A 17,650-nucleotide genomic window follows, 5' to 3' on the forward strand; every position below is an offset into this window, starting at 1 on the left:
ACTACGGTGCGCACGTGACGTCGAGCCCGCGCCTGCCGGAGCCCGAGGGACTGCGCGAGGCGTTCTGGGCGCTGCAGCAACGCTCCGCCGACTCCCCCGAGGCGTACGCCGAGGGCCCCGCCACGCTGCACGCCGACCCCGACGGGCTGCTCGTCGGCCACGAGGAGGTCGTCGCGGCGCTCGCCGCCCGGCCCGCCGCCACCGACGGCGGTCGCCTCACCGCGGCGCACGTGCAGACCATCGACGCCGACCACGCCCTGGTCGTGAGCGTCACGGCCCCCGCCGAGGGCGGCCGGGGGCAGCGGACCCAGCTGTGGGCCCGCACGCAGGACGGCTGGCGGGTCACGGCCGCGCACGCCACCGGGCCCGCGCCGGCACTCGACACCCGCGTGTGGCGGGTCGTGGGCGACCCGCTCGTGCCGGGGGCGTCCGAGGGGCCCCTGGCCGGCGAGACCCTGGCGGTCAAGGACCTCTACGCCCTGGCCGGCCACCGCCGCGGCGCCGGCAACCCCGCGTGGCTGGCCCGTGCGCCGGTCGAGAAGCAGCACGCCGCCGTCGTGTCCTCCCTCCTCGACGCCGGGGCCGACACCGTCGGCCTCACCCGGACCGACGAGCTCGCCTGGAGCCTGGCCGGCGCGAACCACCACCACGGCACCCCTCCCAACCCCGCCGCCCCCGGGCGGCTGCCCGGCGGCTCGTCCAACGGCTCGGCGAGCGCGGTCGCGCTCGGTCACGTCAGCATCGGGCTGGGCACCGACACCGGCGGCTCCATCCGGGTGCCGGCGTCGTACCAGGGCCTGTTCGGGATCCGGAGCACCCACGGCGCGGTGCCGCGCGACGGGCTGCTGCCGCTCGCGCCGTCGTACGACACGGTCGGGTGGCTGACCCGCGACGCCGACCTCCTCGCCCGGGTCGGCGACGTCCTGCTGCCCCCGCGCCCCTCGCCCCGCTCGGCCGAGCTCGTCCTGTGCCGGGGGCTGCTGACCGAGGCCGACCCCGAGGTCGCCGCCGTCGTCGAGGGCTGGGCGGACCGCGTCGGGATGGTCGTGCGCGAGCCCTTCGACACCGGCGCCCTGCCCGCGTGGCGGCAGGCGTGGTCGACCATCCAGTCCCACGAGGCCTGGCAGGCGCACGGCCGCTGGCTCGCGCGGCACCTCGACGACCTCGGGCCCGACGTCCGCGGCCGCGTCGAGGCCGCCGCCGCTCTCGAGCCGGACGACGTCCGCCGCGCCACCGCCCTCGCCGCGACCGCCCGCCGCCGCATCCTGGAGCTGGTGGGCGACCGCGTCCTGGTGCTCCCGGCCGCCGCCACCGTCGCGCCGCGGCTGGGCGTCGGGCCGGCGGAGGTCGCCCGCGTCCGTGAGGCCACCCTCCGGCTGACATGCCTGGCCGGGCTGGCCGGGCTGCCCGCCGTCACCGTGCCGGGACGGACCGCCTCCGGGCTGCCCGCCGGCGTCTGCCTGCTCGCGGCGCCCGGCCGCGACCACGACCTGCTCGACCTCGTCAGGAGAGAACGATGACCTCGCTCAGCACCCACGTCCTGGACTCCGTCCGCGGACGCCCCGCCGCCGGGATGGTCGTCGTCCTCCACGACGTCACCGGCGAGGCCCACCGCGGCTGCACCGACGACGACGGGCGGTTCCGCTTCGACGTCGAGCTCACCGCCGGTCGACACCAGCTGGTGTTCGAGTCGGGCCCCTGGTTCGCACTCTCCGGCACCGACTGCTTCCACCCCGAGGTGGTCGTCGCGTTCACGGTGCAGCCGGACGAGCCGCACGTGCACGCCGCGCTGCTGCTGAGCCCCTTCGCGTACACGACGTACCGCGGGAGCTGAGCCGGTCCTCGCCGTCCGTGGGTACGGTCGCGGCATGACGACGGTGGCGGTGCTGGGAGCCGGTGGGCTCGGGGCGGCGATGGCGCGCAGGCTGGGCGCCGAGGGGCACGACGTGCGGCTGTGGAACCGCAGCGCCGACAAGGCGCGGGCGGTCGCCGACGGCGCCGAGAGGGTGACGGCGCACGACGACGCCGCCGAGGCGGTCCGTGGTGCGGACGCCGTCCTGACCGTGCTGCGCGACGCCGACGTCGTCGAGTCCGTGGTGCAGCCGCTGCTGGGCGAGGTGTCCGGCGTGTGGGTGCAGGCCTCGACCGTCGGCCCCGCGGGCGCGGCCCGGCTCGGGTCGCTCGCCTCCGACGCGGGTGTCGACTACCTCGACGCCCCGGTCTCCGGCAGCACCCAGCCCGCCGAGCAGGGCACGCTGCTGTGGCTGGTGGCCGGCTCCGACGACACCGTCGAGGCGGCCCGGCCGGTGCTCGACGCGCTCGGGTCGGTGCAGAAGGTGGGCGACGGCACGTCGGAGGGCAGCGCCCTCAAGCTCGTCGTCAACGCGTGGTTGACGATCGCGACGGTCGGCATCAGCGACGTCCTGGACCTCGCGGACGGCCTCTCGGTCGACCACGACGCGCTCCGCGAGGCGCTGGACGGCGGCCCGCTGGCGATGCCGTACGCGACGATGAAGTCGAAGCTCATGGACGACGACGCCTACGAGCCCGGCTTCGCCACCGAGAACGCGCTGAAGGACCTCCACCTCGCCGCCGACGAGCACGCACCCAGCCCGCTGCTCGCGGAGGTGGCCGCCCGGCTGGCGCGGACGGTCGAGGACGGCCACGGCACCCAGGACGTCGCGGCGGTGCACCGCACCGCCTGACGCGCCTCACCTCGTGTCGTGGCCCCGCTGTCGGTGGCGTGCTGCACGCTGCCGCCATGGACACCACCGCCCTCACGCTGGCCCTCCTCCTGCTGCTGGTCGGCGTCGCCCTCGGCGCGCTGCTCGGCGTGCTGTGGGCCCGCCGTACGACGGACGCGTCGGCGACCACGGCCCTCCCGGCGGCCCTCGACGCCCTGGAGCGCCGCGCGGCGTCCGACGCCGTGGTCCGCGACGGGCTGCGTCGAATCGGCGCGCAGGTGGAGGCCCTCGACCGGGAGCGCTCGGACCACCAGGGCGAGCTCCGGGCGCAGGTGGCGGAGATGGCCCGCAGCACCGAGGCCCTGCGGCGTGAGACCGGTGCGCTGTCGACGGCGCTGCGCCGTCCCCAGGTCCGCGGTCGGTGGGGGGAGCTGCACCTGCGCCGCACCGTCGAGGTCGCCGGCCTGGTGCACCGCTGCGACTTCACCGAGCAGGTGCGCCTGGACGACGGCTCGCTGCGCCCCGACCTCGTCGTCCACCTCGCGGGTGGCCGCTCGGTGGTGGTGGACGCCAAGGTCGCCCTCGACGCCTTCCTCGACGCGGGCGAGGCCGACGACCCGGAGGAGGTCGCCGCCCACCTGCGCCGCCACGTCCGCCAGCTCCGGACCCACGTCGACACCCTCGCGGGCAAGGCCTACTGGCGGGCACTGCCCGACAGCACGGAGTTCGTGGTGCTGTTCGTCCCCGCGGAGGCGGTGCTGTCGGCCGCCCTCGAGACCGACCGCGACCTCCTCGAGCACGCCGCCGCCCGCCAGGTCGTCCTCGCGAGCCCGACGACGTTGATCGCGCTGCTGCGCACGGTCGCCCAGGGCTGGCGCCACCAGGCCCTCTCGGACCAGGCCGCCGAGGTCCAGCGCCTCGGCCGTGAGCTGCACGAGCGTCTCGCCACGATGAGCGAGCACCTCGACAAGGTCGGCCGCTCCCTCACGTCGACGGTCGCGGCCTGGAACTCCGCGGTCGGCTCGCTCGAGGGCCGGGTGCTCGTCACCGCCCGCAAGTTCGGCGACCTCGGCGTCACCGACAACCCGCTGGAGGGCCCCCGCCAGGTGGAGCTGATGCCACGCGAGCCCGTCGCGGACGAGCTCCTCCCGGCGCGTCGTCCTCGCAGCGCGTGAGCTCCGACCTACGGTGACCCCGTGGGCCAGACCCAGCTGCGAGGGACGGCCGACCCCTCGTCGTACGAGGACGAGCAGGGTCCGCCGGTGCTGCTGCTCGCCCCGGCCCTGGTCGTCACCTTCCTCGGCCTCGACATCGCCCTCGGCCACGACCTGGGCCTGCTGTTCGGCCTCGGCTTCGTGACCGTGTGCGTCGGCCTCGGTCTGCTCGCGGAGGTCGAGGACTTCTTCCTCGCCGCGGTCCTGCCCCCGCTGATGATGCTCGGCTGCATGCTCGTGATCGGGATCGCGATGCCGTCCGCCCTGGGCTTCCCCTCCGCGGGCGCCGTCGAGGGCGTGATCGCCGGCTTCGCCCACCACAGCTGGGCACTCGGCCTCGGCTACGTCACCACGCTGATCATGCTCGGTGTCCGCGGCTACTCGATGCGGCTGCAGCGCATCTGACCGAAGTGTGGTGGATCGTCCGAACCTGCTTCAGACGATCCACCACACTTCGGCCTACCCGACGAGGTTGGGCTGACCCTCGACGACCCGCAGGCTGGCCGGGTCACCCTCGATGGTCACCGTGCCGGCCACGGGCTGCCACGGCCCGCCGTTCAACCGGTACCGCGCGGACCACGTCGTGTCGACGCTCGGTTCGACGGTCTCGAAGGCGTCCTGGTAGCGGTAGGTGATGAACTCGCTGATCGGCGTGCCCTCCTGGTAGGGCTGCCCCTCCCAGTCGGTCGTCTGGGTGGAGCCGTCGCCGTGGTGCCACTCGTACGACGTCGCGCTCGCCTCGAGGTCCAGCGACTGGCCCAGCAGGGCGATGGTCGTCGTCTTGGGCTCGTTCGTCGTCGAGAAGATGGTGTCGAAGTTGACCAGCGTCTCGCCCCCAGGTGGCTGCAGGGTGAGATCCGAGTCCGGGAGCGGCATGCGCTCGAAGGCCTCGTAGATCATCCCGGGAGTGATGACCGGCGCTGTTCCGCCTTCGCCCTCCTCGCCCGGCTCGACGCACACGTTGGGCAGAGTCTCAGTGCTTCCGTCGGGGTAGTACACGGTACGGCCCATCATGGTTCCCCCGTTCCCGCATTCGACGGTTCCGCCGCAGCCGTACCGGGCCTCTTCGGTCGTACCGCCTCCGCCGCCCTCGCAGATCGGGGTGTAGCCGATGGGTGGGCCCTGGGCACCGCCACCACTTTCGACGCCCTCGCCCCCGGTGCCCGGGTCGTAAGACCCCGGGCTCTCACCGGGGACACGTGCGTCAAACCAGCTGCCGCCTGGGTTGACCGGGTCCTCGGCGCGCGCGGGCATCTGACCCCCGAGCACAACCGTCAGGACTGCCAGCAGAAGACCCCAGCGCGCTAATGCGGAGACCATGTCAGGACGCCTCAGTCAGCTCGAGAACTCGCCACCCAGAGGCGACTCGCTCAAGCTCGAAGGTGTAGGTCATGTCCTCTGGCGTGAAGACCTCGGGCTGCGCGTTCTCAGTGCGGAAAACTCGCTCCCTCGCACGGTCGAACCGCACGGCCGGCATCGATGCTGTCTCTTCCGAGGCAAAGCCGATTTGTTTTACGGTCCAGCCTTCGCTCTCGATTCGGCCACCCCTCCCGTAAAGCCGATTAAGGCTCCGCGAGATGTTCGTGCAGGCGCGGCAACCCTCCGCCGAGACGGCCTCGAAACCAGCGGTGTCACCGGTCACGGTCGCGAAGTTGAACACTTCGGTCCAGTAGTCGATGAACGCCTCCGCCCCCGCCGTCGACTCCTCTCGCGCCGCCTCCGGCATCTCCGGCGCCGCCTCCTCCGCGGCCTCGGACTCCGAGGGCGACGAGGGCGACGAGGGCGACGAGGAGGGCTCGGCCGAGGACGACGACGGCAGGATCGGGGTCGGCTCGGCCTCGGGCTCGTCGCCTCCGCCGCACCCGCCCACCAGCAGCGTGGCGGCGAGAAGCGTGGCCATCGACCCTCGTGCGCGCATGACTGTTCCCCGTCCCATGTCCCGAGTGCGACCCCATGACAGCCGCGTGCGCGGCACGTTACGTCGCGCAGCGAGGCAGGAAAAGGGGCAGTGGGGCGCCTGTGGACAGAGCGAGAACAGTGAAGCGAGGGGCCTCAGAGCCCGGCGGAGGCGGCCTCGATCGCGTCGGGTGAGAGGGCGTGGGCGATGGCCATGGCGGCGGCGCCCAGCAGGCCGGAGCGCTCGCCGGCGGCGGACGGCACGATCGACAGGTGCTCCGTCGCCAGGGGCAGCGAACGCTGGTAGACGGTCTCGCGGATGCCCGCCAGGAGGTGCTCGCCGGCCGCGGCGGTGGCGCCTCCGATGACGACGACGGAGGGGTTGATGAAGTTGACGATCATGGCCACCACCTCGCCGAGGTCGCGTCCGGCCTGACGCACGACCTGGACGGCGTCCCGGTCGCCGGCGCGCACGCGGGCGACGACGTCGGGGACGGACGACCCGAGGGCGCCGGCGAGGGCGGGTGAGCCGGCGACGGCCTCGAGGCACCCCTCGTTGCCGCAGCGGCACAGGACGCCGTCCGCGCGGGGGACGCGGATGTGGCCGACGTCCCCGGCGGTGCCCTGGGCGCCGCGCTGCAGCTCGCCGCCGGAGATGATCCCGCAGCCGATGCCCGTGGAGACCTTGATGAAGACCAGGTCGTCGACGCCGGCGAGGTGGGCGTGCCGCTCCCCCAGCGCCATGATGTTGACGTCGTTGTCGATGAGCACGGGGACGTCGAACCCGCGCTGCACGTGCGCCGGGACGTCGTAGGCGTCCCACCCCGGCATGATCGGCGGGTTGATCGCCCGACCCGTCGAGTGCTCGACGGGGCCGGGCAGGCCGATGCCGATGGCGGCGAGGTCGGCGTCCGCGCGGCCCGCGGAGGTCAGCAGCGACCGGACGGACTGCTCCACCCACGCGAGGACGGCGTCGGGCCCGTCGGCGATGTCGAGGTCGGCACGCACCTCGGCGAGCACCGTGCCCGCGAGGTCCGACAGGCCGGCGCGGGCGTGGGTCGCACCGAGGTCGACGCCGGCCACGACGCGGGCGGCCGGGTTCAGCGCCAGCAGGGACGGCGGGCGGCCGCCGGTCGACACCGCGTCGCCGTACGGCGCCACCAGGCCCATGCGCATCAGGACGTCGACGCGCGCCGCGACGGTCGAGCGCGCGAGGCCGGTCACCTCCACCAGCTGCGCACGGGTGCGCGGCTGGCCGTCGCGCAGCAGCGCGAACACGTCCCCGGCTCTCACGCACGCAGTAGACCACCCCGGCCTTCTGAACGTCCAGGACAAGACTTTTGCAAGTGTCTCGACAAAAGACTGTGGCGAGTGACACAGTGCGGCGCGTGACCAGTCCAGCCGACTCCACCCTCGCCGCGGAGCACGAGCCCACCCACGGCCCCGTGCTCCGCGTCCGCGGGGTCACGAAGAGCTTCAACGGCAACGTCGTCCTCCACGACGCCGACCTCGACCTCCACCCCGGCCAGGTGCTCGGGCTCGTGGGCGAGAACGGCGCCGGCAAGTCGACGCTCATGAAGGTGCTCGCCGGCGTCCACCCGCCCACGGCCGGCACCGTCGAGCTCGACGGCAGGCCGGTCACCTTCAGCCACCCGGTCCAGGCGCAGAAGGCCGGCGTCTCGACCGTCTTCCAGGAGTTCAACCTCCTGGGCGAGCGCACCGTGGCGGAGAACGTCTGGCTCGGCCGCGAGCCCCGCCGCCGCGGCCTCGTGGACGTCGCCGCCATGGTCCGCGACACCACCGCCCTCCTCGAGGACCTCGGCGTCCAGGGCCTCGACGCCACCCGCCGGGTCCGCAGCCTCTCGGTCGCCGAGCAGCAGATCGTCGAGATCGCCAAGGCCACCAGCCTCGACGCCCGCGTCATCCAGATGGACGAGCCGACGGCGGCCCTGGCCGACCACGAGGTCGCGCTCCTCTACTCGATCATCCGCACGCTCACCGCCCGCGGCGTCGCGATCGTCTACGTCTCGCACCGGCTCAAGGAGATCTTCGACCTCTGCGACGTCGTCACGGTCCTGAAGGACGGCGCCCAGGTCGCCACCGAGCCGATCGGCGACCTCGACGAGGCCCGCCTCGTCCGCCTCATGGTCGGCCGCACCCTCGACGCCTTCTTCCCCGACCCGGTCCCCGGGACCGCCCCCGGCGAGCCGCGTCTCGAGCTGCGCGGGGCCGGCAACGGCTACGTCGACGGCGTCGACCTCACGCTGCGCGCCGGCGAGATCGTCGGGGTCGCCGGCCTGCAGGGCTCCGGGCGCACCGAGCTGCTCGAGGCCGTCTTCGGCGTGACCCCGCTGACGCGCGGCGAGATGACGCTGGCCGGGAGGAAGGTCAGGCCCCGGACGCCGCGGCAGGCCGTCCGCGCCGGGCTCGCCCTCATCACCGAGGACCGCAAGGCCACCGGCCTGGCGCTGAACCAGTCCATCCTCGACAACACCCTCGGCGTCGTCCGCGCCGTCTTCCCGCGCCGCACCGGCGCTGCCCGCCGCGACGTCGGCGGCCTGCTGTCCACCCTCGCGGTCTCCGCCCGGGCGCTGTCGCAGGAGGTCCGCCTGCTCTCCGGCGGCAACCAGCAGAAGGTTGTCCTGGCCCGCTGGCTGGCCACCGACCCGACCGTCGTCCTCATGGACGAGCCGACCCGCGGCGTCGACGTCGGCGCCAAGTACTCCATCTACGAGGTCATGCGTCGGCTCGCCGCCGACGGCAAGGCCGTCCTCATGGTCTCCAGCGAGCTGCCCGAGGTGATCGGCATGTCCGACCGGATCCTGGTGATGCGCGACGGCCGCCTGGCCGGCGAGCTGCCGCCGTCGTCGAGCGAGGAGGACGTCCTCGCCCTCGCGGCCGGCGTCCACTCCCGCGAGGCCGGGACGGGGGCCGCGTCGTGAAGCGCTCCCGCGTCACCTCCACGGTCATCGTGTACGGCGTCCTGCTGGTCACCGTCGTCGTCGCCGCGATCATCACCGCGAGCCGCGGCCGGAACTTCTTCAGCACCGGCAACCTCGACAACATCCTGACCGCGACGACCATCCTCGGCCTCATCGCGATCGGCCAGACCCTCGTCATCCTCGTCGGGTCGCTCGACCTCTCCGTCCCGTACGTCGTGTCGCTGGCGAGCGTGGTCGGCGGCGGGATCATGGCCGGCCAGGCGGGCGGCATCGTCCCCGCCCTGCTCGTCACCCTGCTGGTCTGCGGCGCCATCGGCGCCGTCAACGGGGCCATCGTCGCCGGGCTCCACGTGCACGGCTTCATCGCCACCCTCGGCACCGGTCTCGTGCTGTCGGGCTACCTCGGCAGCACCTACCAGGGCAGCTCCGGCCTCGCGGCGTACCAGTGGCGCCTGCTCGACGCGACCCGCATCGGCCCGGTCCCGATGGCCTTCCTGCTCATGCTCGGCTGCGCCGCGCTCGCCGTCCTGGTGCTGCGCCGCACCCGCCTGGGCCACCACCTGTACGCCGTCGGCGGCAACAAGGAGGTCGCCCGCATGTCGGGGCTGCGGACCGCCGTCCCGGTGATGGTCGCCCACACGACCTGCTCGATGCTCTCGGGCCTGGCCGGCCTGGTGCTGCTGGCCCGTCTCGGTGTCGGCCAGCCCACCGTGGGCTCCCAGGGCGGCTACGACCTCATGTCCATCGCGGCCGTCGTCCTCGGCGGCACGCTCCTGGCGGGCGGCAAGGGCAACATCGCCGGCACGCTCGCCGGGGTCGCGATCTTCGCCGTCCTCGACAACGCGATGGGCGTCATGGAGCTCAACCCGTTCCTCAAGGACGTCGTCCGCGGCGTGGTCATCGTCGTCGCCGTCGCGGTCTACGCCCGCCGCGAGCTCGACAGGCGGCCCGCCCGCTTCGACCGACCGGGCGCCGGTCAGGCGTCACCGCACCCACCGCCGGGCGCCGCCAAGCCGACCGGGCCGACCGGGCCGGCCGGGACGACCGACAAGACCCTGGAGGCCTCCCGATGAGCGCTCCCACCGCCTCCCCCGCCGGCTCCCCCGCCGGCGAGCGCGCCGCGACCGGAGCGGACCGGTCGGGCACCGTCCCCGCCCACTCCGGCGGGCTGGGACGCCGCATCAGCGTCGGCCTGGTGACCCCCGGCGGCGCGGTCTTCGTCCTCGTCGCGCTGCTGCTGGTCGCGATCATGCTGACCAACCCGAACTTCACCGACCCGGGCGCCCTGATCCGCTTCGTCGGCCGCACGGCCCCGATCGCCATCGCCGCGATGGGCCAGTTCTACGTCATCGTCTCCGGCGAGTTCGACCTCTCCATGGCGGCGGTGATCGCCACCCAGGTCGTCATCGCCGGCAACGTCATCGGCCTCGAGGACTCCCGGATCCTCCCCGGCCTCCTGCTCATGTTCGTCGTCGGCACCGCGATCGGGCTCGTCAACGGCCTCGCGAGCACGCTGCTGCGGGTCCCGAGCTTCATCGTGACCCTCGGGATGATGCTCGCCCTCACCGGCCTCGTCCGCTACGTCACCGGCGGCGCCGCCACCGGCAACCCCACCGAGACCTTCCGCGACATCGGTCGTGGCGGCATCGAGGGCGTGCCCGTCCTCGAGATCCTGCCCTGGTCGGTCGTCGTCCTCGCCGTCGTCGCCGCCGCCTCCGCGTGGCTGATGCGCCGGCCGTTCGGCCGCACCCTCGTCGCCGCCGGCGACAACCCCGACGCGCTGAGCCACGCCGGCGCCTCGCTGTGGTGGGTCAAGACCCGGGCGTTCGTCCTGTCGTCGCTGTCGGCGACGGTGGCCGGGATCCTGCTCGTCGGGTACGCCGGCGTCCACCCGTCCGTGGGCGCCGGGTACGAGTTCACGGCCATCACCGCCGTCGTCCTCGGCGGGGTCGTCCTCGGTGGCGGACGCGGCTGGGTCCTGTCGGCCGCCGCCGGCGCCTTCGCCCTCGAGCTCCTCTTCCTCCTGCTCACCGCCCTCGGCGTCGAGGCCACGTGGCGCGACACCGTCCAGGGCCTGATCATCATCGCCGCCGTCGCGCTGGCCGCCCGCACCTGGAGCGGCGTGCGCCGTCCCAGGGCGTCCTCACCCGTCGTCACCGCCACCCCACCCGCCACACCCGAGAACCCCACCAAGAGCACCACTGAAGGAGACCGCTGATGCGCATCACCCACCGAGCCGTGAAGGGAGCCCTGGCCACCGCGGCGACAGTCGTCCTCCTCGCCGGGTGCAGCACGGACAGCGTCGAGGAGCCCGTCGAGTCGTCGGGGGACGGTTCCAGCGAGGAGGCCGGCGGCTCCGAGGAGCAGTCGGAGTTCTTCAGCGCCGAGGACCTCCAGACGCAGGACGAGCAGCGCTCCGCCACCTTCGAGGGCGACGAGTCCGAGCCGTGGCTGCAGTACATCGACGGCGAGATGACCGACACCTCCGAGTTCGCCTCCGAGGGCGCGAAGAAGGTCTGCTTCGCCAACGCCTCGATCTCGAACCCCTGGCGCCAGACCGGCTTCATCACGATGAACCAGCAGCTGGAGGTCCTCCAGGACTCCGGCGTCATCTCCGAGATGGAGGTCCGCGACGCCCAGGACACCGACGAGACGCAGATCGCCGACATCGACTACTTCATCAACGAGGGCAACTGCGACGCGTTCGTCATCTCGCCGAACTCCACGGCCGCGATGACCCCCGCCGTCGAGCGCGCCTGCGAGACCGGCAAGCCCGTCATCGTCTTCGACCGCGGCGTCGAGACCGACTGCGCCACCACCTTCATCCACCCCATCGGCGGCTACGCCTGGGGCCTCGACACCGCCGAGTTCCTCTCGGAGAACCTCGAGGAGGGCGACCGCGTGATCGCGCTGCGCATCCTCCCGGGCGTCGACGTCCTGGAGACCCGGTGGGCCGCGGCCGAGCAGGTCTTCGAGGAGAACGGCATCGAGGCCGAGGACTTCTTCACCGAGGCCGACCCGACCCGCATCAAGCAGATCGTCACCGACGCGATCAACTCCGGTGAGGTGAACGGCATCTGGATGGACGCCGGTGACGGCGCCGTCGCCGCCATCGAGGCCTTCGAGGACGCCGGCGTCGACTACCCGGTCATGACCGGCGAGGACGAGATGAGCTTCCTGCGCAAGTGGGAGGAGACCGGCCTGACCGGCCTCGCGCCCGTCTACTCGAACTTCCAGTGGCGCACGCCGCTGCTGGCCGTCGAGAAGATCTTCGCCGGCGAGGAGGTCCCGAAGGAGTGGGTGCTCCCCCAGACCCCGATCACCGAGGACGAGCGCCAGGAGTTCCTCGAGGCCAACGAGGGCATGCCCGACGGTCACTACGCCAAGTTCGGCGGCGAGGACCTGCCCGGCTACCCCGACGCGTGGATGGACCGCTGATCGCATGAGGCTCCTCGGCGTCAACACCTGGGTCTGGGTCTCCCCCCTGACCGACGAGAACCTCGACGAGGTGCTCAGCCGCGTCGCGGACCTCGGGTTCGACGCCGTCGAGCTGCCCCTGGAGCGTCCCGGGCTCCTCTCGGTCGAGAGGGTCCGGGGCGCCCTGGCGGCGCACGGCCTGACGCCGTACGTCGTCGGCGCCATGGCTCCCGGCCGCGACCTGGTCGCGGCCGACCCGGAGGTCGTCGCCGCCACGCAGGACTACCTGCGGGCGTGCGTCGACCTCGCCGCGGGCGTCGGCGCGACGAGCGTCTGCGGCCCGTTCTACGCCGCCACCGGGCGCACCTGGCGCCTGGACGCCGAGGCCCGCGACGCGGCGTACGGCGAGTGGCGCGAGCACCTCGCGCCGGTCGTCGAGCACGCGGTGGCGGCCGGCGTCCGGCTCGGGATCGAGCCGCTCAACCGCTACGAGACCTCGCTGGTCAACACCGTCGACCAGGCCCTCACCGGCCTCGACGGGCTGCTCGGGGAGGGCCTCGGGCTCGCGCTCGACACCTACCACCTGAACATCGAGGAGCGGTCGTCCGCGGACGCCGTCCGCACCGCCGGCCAGCACCTCGCGCACGTGCAGGTCTGCGGCAACGACCGCGGCGCCCCCGGTGGCGACCAGACGGACTGGGACGGCGTCCTCGCCGCGCTCGACGAGGTGGGCTACGCCGGCCCCCTCGTCATCGAGAGCTTCACCGGCGACAACGAGACCATCGCGACCGCCGCCTCCATCTGGCGGCCGCTCGCCCCCACCCAGGACGACCTGGCCCGCGACGGGCTGGCGTTCCTGCGAAGGCTGACCGGCTCCCCCACCCCCGGAGCGGCAGCGAGAGAGGACCAGCCGTGAGCGACGAGCTCGGGGTGGCCGTCGTCGGCTACTCCTTCATGGGCAAGGCGCACTCCAACGCGTGGCGCAACGTCGGGGCCTTCCACCCCGGCCTGCCGCGCGTGCGCCAGCAGGTGCTGGCCGGGCGCGACAGCGCCGCGGTCGCGCACGCCGCGACGACGTACGGGTGGGCGGAGTCCACCACCGACTGGCGCAGCGTGGTCGAGCGTGAGGACGTCCAGCTGGTCGACGTCTGCACCCCCGGCCACCTCCACCACGAGATCGCCCTCGCGGCGCTCGAGGCGGGCAAGCACGTGCTCGTCGAGAAGCCGCTGACGAACACCGTCGCGGAGTCCGAGGAGCTCGTCGCCGCCGCCGAGCGTGCGGCTCGCGACCACGGCGCTGTCGCGATGGTCGGCTTCAACTACCGCCGCGTCCCCGCCCTCGCGCTGGCCCGCCGGCTCGTCGCCGACGGCCGCATCGGACGGGTCCGCCAGGTGCGGGCGGCGTACCTGCAGGACTGGCTGGTCGACCCCGAGGCCCCCATGACCTGGCGGCTGCGCGCGAGCGAGGCCGGCACCGGCGTCCTCGGCGACCTCGGCGCCCACGTCGTCGACCAGCTCCGCTTCCTGCTCGGCGACGCGGGCGAGACCCGATGGGCCAGCGGCCAGCTCGCCACGTTCGTGCCGACCCGCCCCGGCCCCGACGGGCCGGAGGAGGTCACGGTCGACGACGCCGCCTGGATGACCCTCGGCCTCGCCGACGGCGCCGTCGCGAGCGTCGAGGTCTCGCGCATGGCCACCGGCCGCAAGAACGCCCTGCGCCTCGAGCTGTACGGCGACCGCGGCTCGATCACCTTCGACCTCGAGCGGCTCAACGAGCTGACCCTGGAGACCGGCGGCGGCGACGCCCGCATGCTGGTCACCGACCCCGACCACCCCTACCTCGACGCCTGGTGGCCGCCGGGCCACACCCTCGGGTGGGACTCGACGTTCACCTCCCAGGCCGCCGACCTGCTCCGCGCCGTCGCGGACGGCACCGACGTGGCGCCGTCCTTCGCGGACGGACTCGCGGTGCAGCGGGTACTCGGTGCCGTCACCGACTCCGCCGCCCGGTGCGGCGCGCGTATCGAGCTGGAGGGCTCCTGATGGGCAAGCGATTCACCCTGTTCACCGGCCAGTGGGGCGACCTGACCCTCGACGAGGTCGCGGGCCTGGCGGCCGGCTGGGGCTACGACGGCCTCGAGATCGCCGTCTCCGGCGAGCACCTCGACGCCTCCCGCTGGGACGACGCCGACTACGTCGCCGAGCGGATGGGGATCCTGGAGAAGCACGGCCTCGGCTGCTGGGCGATCTCGAACCACCTCAAGGGCCAGGCGGTGTGCGACGACCCGATCGACTTCCGCCACCGGTCCATCGTCGGCGCCGACGTCTGGGGCGACGGCGACCCGGAGGGCGTGCGGCAGCGTGCCGCCGAGGACGTCGGGAACACCGCCCGCCTCGCCCGCGCGATGGGCATCGACACCGTCGTCGGCTTCACCGGCTCCTCGATCTGGCAGTACGTCGCGATGTTCCCGCCCGTGCCCGCCTCGACGATCGAGGCCGGGTACACCGACTTCGCGGACCGCTGGAACCCGATCCTGGACGTCTTCGACGAGTGCGGCGTCCGCTTCGCGCACGAGGTGCACCCCTCGGAGATCGCCTACGACTGGTGGTCGACCGTCCGCGCCCTCGAGGCCGTCGGCAACCGCCCGGCGTTCGGCCTGAACTGGGACCCCAGCCACATGATGTGGCAGGGCCTCGACGTGGTCGCCTTCATCACCGACTTCGCCGACCGGATCTACCACGTCGACTGCAAGGACACCCGGATGCGGATGGGCGGCGGGCGCAACGGCGTCCTGTCGTCGCACCTGCCGTGGGGCGACCAGCGGCGCGGGTGGGACTTCGTCTCGACCGGCCGTGGCGACGTCCCGTGGGAGGACGCCTTCCGCGCCCTCGCGCGCATCGGCTACGACGGCCCGATCTCGGTCGAGTGGGAGGACGCCGGCATGGACCGCCTCCGCGGCGCCGAGGAGGCGCTCGAGTTCCTCAGGCGGTTCGACTTCGAGCTGCCCAGCGCGTCGTTCGACGCGGCCTTCGACCAGAGCTGACCGTCGCTGGTCGAGGTGCGACGAGCCTCGGCGAGGCTCGGCCCCGGCGGGCCTCGCACCTCGACCAGCGGGAGCGCTACTCGAAGCGCGAGGCGTCGCCGGCGCCGTGGCGCAGGACCTCGGGCTCGTCGCCCGACAGGTCGACGACCGTGGTCGGCTCGGCGGTGACCTCACCGGACTCGAGGACGACGTCGACGACGTGGTCGAGGTCCTCCTTGACCTCCCAGCCCATGGTCCGGGCCTCGGTCTCGCCGGGGAGGATCAGGGTGCTGGTGAGCAGCGGCTCCCCCAGCTCCTCGAGCAGCGCGCAGACCAGCGGGTGGTCGGGGATGCGGACGCCGACCGTGCGCTTCTTCGGGTGCATCAGCCGGCGCGGCACCTCGGGGGTGGCCGGGAGGATGAAGGTGTACGGACCGGGCGTGGCCGCCTTGATGACCCGGAACGCGGCGTTCGGGACGTGCACGAACTGGCCCAGCTGGCTGAAGTCGCGGCACATGAGGGTGAAGTGGTGCCGATCGTCGAGCCCGCGGATGCGCAGGATCCGGTCGCGGCCGTCCCGGTTGTCCAGCGCCGAGCCCAGGGCGTAGCCGGAGTCGGTGGGGTAGGCGATCAGCGCGCCGTCCCGCAGCTGCTCGACCACCTGCCGGACGAGCCGGGGCTGCGGGTCGACCGGGTGGAGGTCGACGTACCGCGCCATCAGGCGCCGGCGCCGGGGGTGGTGCCCGGACCGGCGGCGGCGCGGGCCCTGTCGCGGGCCTTCATGTCGCGGCGCAGCTCGGGCGGCAGCGCGAAGATGAGCGACTCCTCGGCCGTGTGGACGGCGCGGGCGTCGGGGTAGCCCCGCTCGGAGAGGTAGGCGAGCACGCCCTCCACCAGCGACTCCGGCACCGAGGCGCCGGAGGTGACCGACACGCGGTCGACGCCGTCCAGCCACGCCTCGTCGATCTCGGAGGCGTCGTCGACGCGGTACGCCGCCTTGGCGCCGGCCTCGAGCGCGACCTCGGCGAGCCTCACCGAGTTCGACGAGTTCGCGGAGCCGACGACGATGACGAGGTCGGCGTCCTTGCCGATCTCCTTGATCGCCAGCTGGCGGTTCTGGGTGGCGTAACAGATGTCGTCGCTCGGCGGGTCCAGCAGCGCGGGGAAGCGCTCCCGGATCGCGGCGACGGTCTCGAGGGTCTCGTCGACCGAGAGCGTGGTCTGGGAGAGCCAGGCGATCTTCTCGGGGTCGCGGACGACGATGTTCGCCACGTCGTCCGGGCCTTGGACGAGCTGGATGCGCTCGGGGGCCTCGCCGGCGGTGCCCTCGACCTCCTCGTGGCCCTCGTGGCCGATGAGGAGGATGTCGTAGTCCTCGGCGGCGAAGCGCTTGGCCTCGTGGTGGACCTTCGTCACCAGCGGGCAGGTCGCGTCGATCGCCTTGAGGTCGCGCTCGGCGGCCTGTCGGTGCACCTCGGGGCTCACGCCGTGGGCGGAGAACACGACGGTGGAGCCCGCGGGGACCTCCTCGATCTCCTCGACGAAGATCGCGCCGCGCGACTCCAGGTCGCGGACCACGTGCTTGTTGTGGACGATCTGCTTGCGCACGTAGACCGGCGCGCCGTACAGGTCGAGGGCCTGCTCGACGGTGATGACGGCGCGGTCGACGCCGGCGCAGTAGCCGCGCGGGGCGGCGAGCAGGACGGCCTTCTCGGCCTCGTCCGGGGACAGGACGGCGGGCGTGCCGAGGTCGATGCTCATGCCGTCGATTCTAGGGAGTGCGGGCCAGATGGGCCCATCGGCGGCGGGTCAGCGACGTGGGAACGAGCGGCGGACCAGCCAGGCCACGCCGGCGACCGCGCCACCGACGCCCAGCGTGAGGGCCTCGAACGAGGGACCCACGGCGACGGGGAGCACGAAGGACGGTGCGGTCAGGACGCCGACGCCGATCAGGTCGACCATCGTGAGCTCGCCGGACGCCCCGTTCGAGCCGGCGGTGCGGACGGGACCGGGCTGGGAGGGCGCGTGCAGGGCCATGCCGCCCAATCTAGATCAACTGGATAGAGTTTGGCTAGATACCATGTGCGCCAGGCCCCGCGTACGCGACCCGCCGATGAGTCCGGACGGCGACTGGGGTCGACCCGGTCATGCTGATCATCGCCGGACACGTGACGATTGATCCCGACCTGCGCGACGACTGGGTGTGGCCTCGTTCGAGGAGATGACCACCCGGGTCCGGGCGTTCGAGGGCTGCCTCGACTTCGCCGTCACCGCCGACGCCCTCGAGCCCGGCCGGGTGAACGTCTACGAGCGCTGGGCCTCCGAGGACAGGCTCGCTCGCTGGCGGGCCCAGGCCGACCCGCCCCGGGTCGAGGCACCGATGCGCTCCGACCACGTCCGGCGCTTCGACGTCGCGGCCGAGCGCGACCCGTTCGACTGAGACGCCCGCACCGTCCCGTGCGGCGTCCGCCGTC

19 protein-coding genes are annotated in these 17,650 nt (G+C 73.3%); 13 read left to right on the forward strand and 6 right to left on the reverse strand.

Annotated elements, in window-relative coordinates; translation table 11 throughout:
* The first annotated feature begins 14 nt into the window (after positions 1 to 14).
* Genes MJ876_RS16345 through MJ876_RS16365 form a run of 5 tightly spaced genes read left to right on the forward strand, consistent with a single transcriptional unit; the run spans position 15 to position 4,303 of the window.
* The gene (locus tag MJ876_RS16345; RefSeq protein WP_240237901.1) at positions 15 to 1,520 is read left to right on the forward strand and encodes an amidase; all 1,506 of its coding nucleotides are present in this window, start codon (positions 15 to 17) and stop codon (positions 1,518 to 1,520) included.
* On the forward strand, positions 1,517 to 1,834 hold the full coding sequence (uraH, locus tag MJ876_RS16350) for a hydroxyisourate hydrolase (RefSeq protein ID WP_240237903.1): 318 nt from the start codon (positions 1,517 to 1,519) through the stop codon (positions 1,832 to 1,834). The genes MJ876_RS16345 and uraH overlap by 4 nt, the downstream gene beginning before the upstream one ends.
* A 34-nt stretch (positions 1,835 to 1,868) precedes the next feature.
* Positions 1,869 to 2,705: an NAD(P)-dependent oxidoreductase gene (locus MJ876_RS16355; RefSeq protein ID WP_240237905.1), complete on the forward strand. Its 837-nt coding sequence runs from the start codon at positions 1,869 to 1,871 to the stop codon at positions 2,703 to 2,705.
* A 56-nt stretch (positions 2,706 to 2,761) separates the two neighbouring features.
* On the forward strand, positions 2,762 to 3,859 hold the full coding sequence (locus tag MJ876_RS16360; protein ID WP_240237908.1) for a DNA recombination protein RmuC: 1,098 nt from the start codon (positions 2,762 to 2,764) through the stop codon (positions 3,857 to 3,859).
* Between the two features lie 21 nt (positions 3,860 to 3,880).
* Positions 3,881 to 4,303 carry a DUF6542 domain-containing protein gene (locus MJ876_RS16365; protein ID WP_240237910.1) on the forward strand — a complete coding sequence of 141 codons (423 nt, stop codon included), beginning with the start codon at positions 3,881 to 3,883 and terminating at the stop codon, positions 4,301 to 4,303.
* Positions 4,304 to 4,357: 54 nt separating this feature from the next.
* Here the strand turns inward: MJ876_RS16365 and MJ876_RS16370 are convergent, their stop codons facing one another.
* The 3 genes from MJ876_RS16370 to MJ876_RS16380 all read right to left on the reverse strand — a co-directional run bounded on the left by MJ876_RS16370 (position 4,358) and on the right by MJ876_RS16380 (position 7,087).
* On the reverse strand, positions 4,358 to 4,798 hold the full coding sequence (locus MJ876_RS16370; protein WP_240237912.1) for a hypothetical protein: 441 nt from the start codon (positions 4,796 to 4,798) through the stop codon (positions 4,358 to 4,360).
* A gap of 421 nt (positions 4,799 to 5,219) precedes the next feature.
* The gene (locus MJ876_RS16375) at positions 5,220 to 5,798 is read right to left on the reverse strand and encodes a DUF6318 family protein (protein ID WP_240237914.1); all 579 of its coding nucleotides are present in this window, start codon (positions 5,796 to 5,798) and stop codon (positions 5,220 to 5,222) included.
* Between the two features lie 152 nt (positions 5,799 to 5,950).
* Positions 5,951 to 7,087 carry an ROK family protein gene (locus tag MJ876_RS16380; protein WP_240237916.1) on the reverse strand — a complete coding sequence of 379 codons (1,137 nt, stop codon included), beginning with the start codon at positions 7,085 to 7,087 and terminating at the stop codon, positions 5,951 to 5,953.
* Between the two features lie 95 nt (positions 7,088 to 7,182).
* Between MJ876_RS16380 and MJ876_RS16385 the strand changes: the two genes are divergently transcribed.
* The 7 genes from MJ876_RS16385 to MJ876_RS16415 are packed head-to-tail and all read left to right on the forward strand — an operon-like array spanning position 7,183 to position 15,197.
* Entirely contained in the window at positions 7,183 to 8,736 is a 1,554-nt protein-coding gene (locus MJ876_RS16385; protein ID WP_240237918.1) for a sugar ABC transporter ATP-binding protein, read from the forward strand.
* Positions 8,733 to 9,809 (forward strand): ABC transporter permease, encoded by a 1,077-nt coding sequence (locus tag MJ876_RS16390; protein ID WP_240237920.1) that lies wholly within the window; start codon positions 8,733 to 8,735, stop codon positions 9,807 to 9,809. Before MJ876_RS16385 ends, MJ876_RS16390 begins: the two co-directional genes overlap by 4 nt.
* A complete protein-coding gene (locus MJ876_RS16395; protein ID WP_240237922.1) occupies positions 9,806 to 10,954 on the forward strand; it encodes an ABC transporter permease in 1,149 nt (382 codons plus the stop codon). Before MJ876_RS16390 ends, MJ876_RS16395 begins: the two co-directional genes overlap by 4 nt.
* A complete protein-coding gene (locus tag MJ876_RS16400) occupies positions 10,954 to 12,174 on the forward strand; it encodes a substrate-binding domain-containing protein (RefSeq protein ID WP_240237924.1) in 1,221 nt (406 codons plus the stop codon). The genes MJ876_RS16395 and MJ876_RS16400 overlap by 1 nt, the downstream gene beginning before the upstream one ends.
* Positions 12,175 to 12,178: 4 nt before the next feature.
* The gene (locus tag MJ876_RS16405; protein WP_240237926.1) at positions 12,179 to 13,069 is read left to right on the forward strand and encodes a sugar phosphate isomerase/epimerase; all 891 of its coding nucleotides are present in this window, start codon (positions 12,179 to 12,181) and stop codon (positions 13,067 to 13,069) included.
* A complete protein-coding gene (locus tag MJ876_RS16410) occupies positions 13,066 to 14,196 on the forward strand; it encodes a Gfo/Idh/MocA family protein (protein WP_240237928.1) in 1,131 nt (376 codons plus the stop codon). Before MJ876_RS16405 ends, MJ876_RS16410 begins: the two co-directional genes overlap by 4 nt.
* A complete protein-coding gene (locus MJ876_RS16415; protein ID WP_240237931.1) occupies positions 14,196 to 15,197 on the forward strand; it encodes a sugar phosphate isomerase/epimerase in 1,002 nt (333 codons plus the stop codon). The genes MJ876_RS16410 and MJ876_RS16415 overlap by 1 nt, the downstream gene beginning before the upstream one ends.
* Positions 15,198 to 15,273: 76 nt before the next feature.
* Here MJ876_RS16415 and MJ876_RS16420 read toward each other — a convergent pair whose 3' ends face one another.
* Genes MJ876_RS16420 through MJ876_RS16430 form a run of 3 tightly spaced genes read right to left on the reverse strand, consistent with a single transcriptional unit; the run spans position 15,274 to position 17,213 of the window.
* Positions 15,274 to 15,894 (reverse strand): L-threonylcarbamoyladenylate synthase, encoded by a 621-nt coding sequence (locus MJ876_RS16420; protein ID WP_240237933.1) that lies wholly within the window; start codon positions 15,892 to 15,894, stop codon positions 15,274 to 15,276.
* Complete coding sequence (locus MJ876_RS16425; protein WP_240237935.1) at positions 15,894 to 16,937, reverse strand: 4-hydroxy-3-methylbut-2-enyl diphosphate reductase; 1,044 nt, start codon at positions 16,935 to 16,937, stop codon at positions 15,894 to 15,896. The genes MJ876_RS16420 and MJ876_RS16425 overlap by 1 nt, the downstream gene beginning before the upstream one ends.
* Before the next feature lie 48 nt (positions 16,938 to 16,985).
* Entirely contained in the window at positions 16,986 to 17,213 is a 228-nt protein-coding gene (locus MJ876_RS16430; RefSeq protein WP_240237937.1) for a hypothetical protein, read from the reverse strand.
* A 166-nt stretch (positions 17,214 to 17,379) separates the two neighbouring features.
* On the opposite strand from MJ876_RS16430, the gene MJ876_RS16435 reads away from it, so the two are divergent.
* On the forward strand, positions 17,380 to 17,616 hold the full coding sequence (locus MJ876_RS16435) for a putative quinol monooxygenase (protein ID WP_240237939.1): 237 nt from the start codon (positions 17,380 to 17,382) through the stop codon (positions 17,614 to 17,616).
* Positions 17,617 to 17,650: the final 34 nt, after the last annotated feature.

It is taken from the genome of Nocardioides sp. CFH 31398 (genome assembly GCF_022436705.1).
GTDB lineage: Bacteria > Actinomycetota > Actinomycetes > Propionibacteriales > Nocardioidaceae > Nocardioides.